General features: G+C 67.7%; 3 protein-coding genes and 1 pseudogene. 1 reads left to right on the top strand and 3 read right to left on the bottom strand.

Annotated elements, in window-relative coordinates:
• Window positions 1-300: 300 nt before the first annotated feature.
• The 3 genes and pseudogenes from AAG801_RS40315 to istA form a co-directional block, all read right to left on the bottom strand.
• Window positions 301-1,320 (bottom strand): annotated as a pseudogene (locus AAG801_RS40315) (integron integrase); the annotation flags it as partial.
• Between the two features lie 413 nt (window positions 1,321-1,733).
• On the bottom strand, window positions 1,734-2,537 hold the full coding sequence (gene istB / locus AAG801_RS40310) for an IS21-like element helper ATPase IstB (RefSeq protein WP_341893489.1): 804 nt from the start codon (window positions 2,535-2,537) through the stop codon (window positions 1,734-1,736).
• A complete protein-coding gene (gene istA, locus AAG801_RS40305; RefSeq protein ID WP_341893488.1) occupies window positions 2,530-4,050 on the bottom strand; it encodes an IS21 family transposase in 1,521 nt (506 codons plus the stop codon). The genes istB and istA overlap by 8 nt, the downstream gene beginning before the upstream one ends.
• A gap of 513 nt (window positions 4,051-4,563) precedes the next feature.
• Here istA and AAG801_RS40300 point away from each other — a divergent pair.
• Complete coding sequence (locus AAG801_RS40300; protein ID WP_341893487.1) at window positions 4,564-5,100, top strand: GNAT family N-acetyltransferase; 537 nt, start codon at window positions 4,564-4,566, stop codon at window positions 5,098-5,100.
• Window positions 5,101-5,146: the final 46 nt, after the last annotated feature.

Here is a 5,146-nt window from a genome sequence, read left to right as displayed (position 1 = left end):
TGATCGCGAGCGCCGTGTAGCCGAGCTGCCAGGCGCGCTGCACCAGCTCGCCGGGGTGCGAGGCCCCGGTCAGGAAGCTGAAGTTGCTGCGGCAGTGGAGCTCGGCGTAGCCCGGCAGGCCGGGCGGGCGGGCGGGCGGGACTGCGACGGGAGGGTGGAGGTGGGCAGATAACACGGCGGTTCGCTTTCGCGGGCGTAGCGGCCAGGGTTCGACGGCCAGTGCGGTGACGCGCCAGGCGGCATGGCCGGCGACAGCTGGTCGAGCGGGCTGCGCACCGCGCCGCCGCCGAGCTTGAGCACGTGCGTGTAGATCATGGTCGTGCTCACGTCGGCATGGCCGAGCAGTTCCTGCACCGTGCGGATGTCGTAGCCGGACTGCAGCAGGTGCGTCGCGAAGGAGTGGCGCAGCGTGTGCGGCGAGGCCGGCTTGTGGACGCCGGCGCGCTGCAGCGCGAGCTTGAAGGCGCGCTGGAAGGACTGGTCGAACAGGTGGTGGCGGCGGATGACCGGCGCCGGATGCGGCAGCACCGAGCCATCGGCGCCCACCGGCGGCGCGCCCAGCGGCCGGCTGCGCGGATCGACCGACAGCGTGGCCTGCGGGAAGACCCAGAACCACGACCAGGACTCGGCGGCGCGCGGGTACTTGCGCGCCAGCGCGAAGGGCAACTGCACGCCGGCGACGCGGGCGGCGCGATCGGCCGCCCAGAGCTCGTGTGCGTAGGCCAGCTGGGCGCGCAGCGGCGCCTCGAGGGCGGCCGGCAGCATCACCACCCGGTCCTTGCCGCCCTTGCCCTCGCGCACGACGATGGCGCGGCGATCGAAGTCGATGTCCTTCACGCGCAGGCGCAGGCCTTCGGTCAGGCGCATGCCGGTGCCGTAGAGCAGCTGGCCGAACAGCTGCAGCACCGGCAGCGCACCGGACCGGGCCGACTCGCCCAGCGCGGCGAGCACGCGCGACACCTCGTCGTGCGACAGCACCACCGGCAGGCGCGCCTCGCGCTGCGGCCGGCCGATCTCGGCCATCCAGGGCACTGGCTGGTTCAGCACCTTCTGGTAGAGAAACAGCAGCGCCGACAGCGCCTGCTTGTGCGTGGAGACGGACACCTGGCGCTCGGCGGCCAGCCAGGAGAGGAAGGCCTCGACCTCGGGCCCCGACAGCTGCGCCGGGTGGCGCAGGCCGTGGAAGTGGATGTAGGCGCGGACCCAGTGCACGTAGGCCCGCTCGGTGCGCAGGCTGTAGTGCATGTAGCGGATCTGCATGCGCAGCAGGTCGAGCAGGCGGGGGGCGGCGGGGGCGCTGGCTGACGAGGAGTGACTCATGGGCAGGCTCCGGGGGTTGATTCGGGTACTGTATATATGTACAGTTTGTCGATCAACCCTCTGCCCACCGCCAAGGAACAATCGCTGTCAGTTTCCGGATCCGCGAGAGCGGGAGCTGCCACCTGGCGCCCAGCGTTTGTGTCGAGCGGTCGGGCCAGACGGTCACTCACTCACATCCACAAGCGTCGAATCCCCGGAAGACCACCGTGGCAGCAACTCCAAGACTGAGGAAGGTCCGTGTGTGCGCGCCGACCGAATTTTGACCACCCGTGCCGACTGAACATTGACCAGGGGTGGAAGCCCGTCTCGTTCGAGGCGGGTTGTGGATAAGTCTACGGTGTTCGGTGTCGATGGTGCGCGGGGCAAGCCGCGCAGGGCGTAGCCCGTAGCGGCTTGCCCCGCGCGGCGGCCGCTCAGAACGGGTCGGCCTCCGGTGCCGGCTTGGCACGTCGGGCCTGCTCACGCGCCCTGATGCGGGTCTTGGCCGTGGCGCTGGAGTGGCGGAAGCGGTAGCTCTCGTTGCCGGTCTCCACGATGTGGCAGTGGTGCGTGAGCCGGTCCAGCAGCGCGGTGGTCATCTTGGCGTCGCCGAAGACGGCGGCCCATTCGCCGAAGGTCAGGTTGGTGGTGATCATCACGCTGGTGCGCTCGTACAGCTTGCTCAGCAGGTGGAACAGCAAGGCACCACCAGCCTGGCTGAACGGCAGGTAGCCCAGTTCGTCCAGGATCACCGCGTCCATGCGCATCAAGTTCGCAGCGATCCGTCCAGCCTTGCCTTCGGCCTTCTCCCGCTCCAGCGCGTTGACCAGGTCCACCGTCGAGTAGAACCGCACTCGCTTGCCGTGCCGTGTGATGCCGGCCACGCCGAGGGCCGTGCACAGATGCGTCTTCCCGGTGCCCGGTCCGCCGATGAACACCGCGTTGTGCGCGGCCTCGGTGAACGACAGGTCGGCCAGCTGGTCGATCAGCGCGCGGTCGACCTTGGAGGCCTCGAAGTCGAAGCCCGCCAGGTCGCGATGCGCCGGGAAGCGAGCGGCACTCATCTGGTAGCTCACCGAGCGCATCGCCCGGTCGGTGCCCTCGGCCTGCAGCAGGTGCTCGATCAGCCAGCGCGAGCTGTCCACGCCAACGCCACCGCCCTGAGCCACGAGGTCGGCCCAGGCGCCGGCCATGCCGTGCAGTCGCAGTGCCTTGAGTTCGGCGGTCACGTCACGCATGGCGCACCTCCTGGCCCACATCCTGGACGTCAGGGTCGCGCAGGCGGTCGTAGCGGTCGGTGTCGGCTCGCGGGGCCTCGTTCAGGCGCAGCACGGTCTCCACCTGATCCGGCGGCGGGCTCGCGTTCAGGCGCCCGAGGACGTTGAGCACGTGCTCGGCGCTGACGGCGCCGGTCTCCAGCACCAGTTCGGCGGCCACCAGCACGGCGTCCAGGCCGGCGGTAGGCACCGCGGCCAGCACCTGCGCCATCACGCGGTCGCCGCCGGGGCGCCGCAGCAGGGCCTGCTGCAGGGCCAGCAGCGGCGCGGGCATGTCAGCGAACGGCGCGCCGTTGCGCAGCACGCCGGGCTTGCGCTGCACCAGCGGGATGTAGTGCTGCCAGTCGTAGCTCGTCTGGCCGCGGTCGCTCAAGCGCGCGTGCCTGGCCACGATCTTGTCCTCGGCCACCACGACCGCGCGCGTGGGGTACAGCCGGGCCGAGACCATGTGCCCGGCCAGTTCGCACGGCACCGAGTAGCGGTTGCGCAGCACCGTCACCAGGCAGGTGCTGGACACGCGCGCAGGGTTCTCCACGTAGCCGTCGAAGGGCTCGGGCATGGGCATGAGCTGCGGCAGCTCGTGCTCGAGCATCTCGGCCACGCTGAACTGGCCGTGCTCGGGGTGGCGGATCTCCTGCCACAGCGCCCGGCATCGCTCGGCCAACCAGGCGTTGAGTTCGTCGAAGGAGCCGAAGCGCTGGCGGGCCGCCTCGATCCACACGCGCCTGCGGCTGTCCTGCACGTTCTTCTCCACCCGACCCTTCTCCCAGCCCGAAGCGACAGTGCAGAAGTCCGGGTCGAACAGGTAATGCGCGGTCATCGCCGCGAAGCGCGCGTTGACCACGCGGCCCTTGCCCTTCTTGACCTTGTCGACGGCCGTCTTCATGTTGTCGTAGATGCCGCGCCGGGGAATACCGCCCAGCGCCGCGAAGCTGCGCGTGTGCGCGTCGAACAGCATCTCGTGGCCCTGCGTGGGGTAGGCGACCAGCCAGAACGCACGCGAGGCGCACAGCTTCAGGTGCGCAAGCTGAACCCGACGGTAGATGCCACCGATGACCAGGCCCTCCTCGCTCCAGTCGAACTGGAAGGCGTCGCCGAGTTCGAAGCTCAGTGGCACGAAGGCGCTGGTAGCGCTGACCTTGCCCTGCTCATCGCGCCAGGCTCGGATGTAGTCGGTCAGCCGCGTGTAGCCGCCGTCGTAGCCCAGAGCCTGCAACTCCACATGCAGCGCTCGCGCCGTGCGCCGCTCGCGCCGCGGGCTGTGCCCGTCGGCCTTCAGCGCCTTGTCCAGCGCCTCGACGAACGGCGCCAGCTTCGTCGGCATCTCCCGACGCCGGTACTTCGGCTCGGCTGCCTGCGGCGCCTTCAGCCACTTCTTGATCGTGTTGCGCGACAGGCTCGTCAGCCGCGCGATCTCGCTGATCGACTTCCCTTGCCGGAAATGCATCGAGCGAATCTTGCCCATCATGGCCATGGTGATCACTCCTCGTTCCTTGCTGCACAAAAAAGCAGCAGGGTAGGTTGAACACCCTGGTCAGTTTTCGGTCGGCATCACCCGGCTTTGCTGGTCAATTTTCGGTCGGCGTCAACACCCTATCCCACCTGTTCCACTTTCGAAGCTCCGGAAGGCGCTCAAGGCGTACTGCGCAACGCTCACGAAGGACATGTGCTTGTCTTCGTCAATCGACTTGGTTATTCCTGGCATCGTACCGCGCGCGGACGCTTCGAGGCTCTTCGCGCACATCGAAATGTCCGGGGGCAAGGGCCTTTCGCTCGTGGAGATCCTTGTCTTCAAGCTCGCTTACCAGCAACACCAAGCTTGGGTCAAAGAGCGAGCCGATGCACGCGGCGACGCCTAACCCTTCGCTCGAGGCGGACCTCCACCGGCATGGCACTTGGGCCGCGAGGCTTTCCAGGTTTATCCTCCGCCTCGCGGCCCAAGCACCATGCCGGTTCCGGCCCGCTCAGCTTAAACGTTAGGGCGCACATGCAGACGCTCGCTATCGGCAGCCTCACTCTCGAACCGCAAATCGCGGCGCACGCAGATGAAATGTTTGTCGTCCTTAGCGATCCGGCCATCTACGAATACGAGAACGAGCCGCCTCAGTCCGCCGCTGGCCTGCGCGAACGCTTTGCCGAGCTGGAGAGCCGGCGCTCCCCGAACGGCAGTGAACAGTGGCTCAACTGGGTCATCCGGCTGCCAAACAACAAACTCATCGGCTACGTCCAAGCCACCGTCTACCCTATCGGCAGAGCTGCCATCGCCTATGAGCTCAACAGCGCGTACTGGGGTCGAGGGCTGGCTCGCCAAGCCGTTCAAGTAATGCTCGGCGAGCTCATTGCACGCTACGGCGTCAAGCAGTTCTCAGCTGTGCTCAAGCAACAGAACCAACGTTCGTTCAAGCTGCTCCAAAGACTTGGCTTCGCACTGGCTACTCCAGCCGAACACCTCCGAGCCGAGGTTGAGCGAGATGAATTCCTCATGCTTCGCCAAGTCGAGGCATCTGAACGCGGCGCGCCCTAACCCTTCGCTGGAGTGGACCCACCCCGGCATGCCGCCTGGGCCGCGA

The organism is Variovorax sp. YR752, assembly GCF_943372545.1.
The sequence above is the reverse complement of the archived record's forward strand: the minus strand, read 5'-3'. Positions and strand labels throughout refer to the sequence as shown.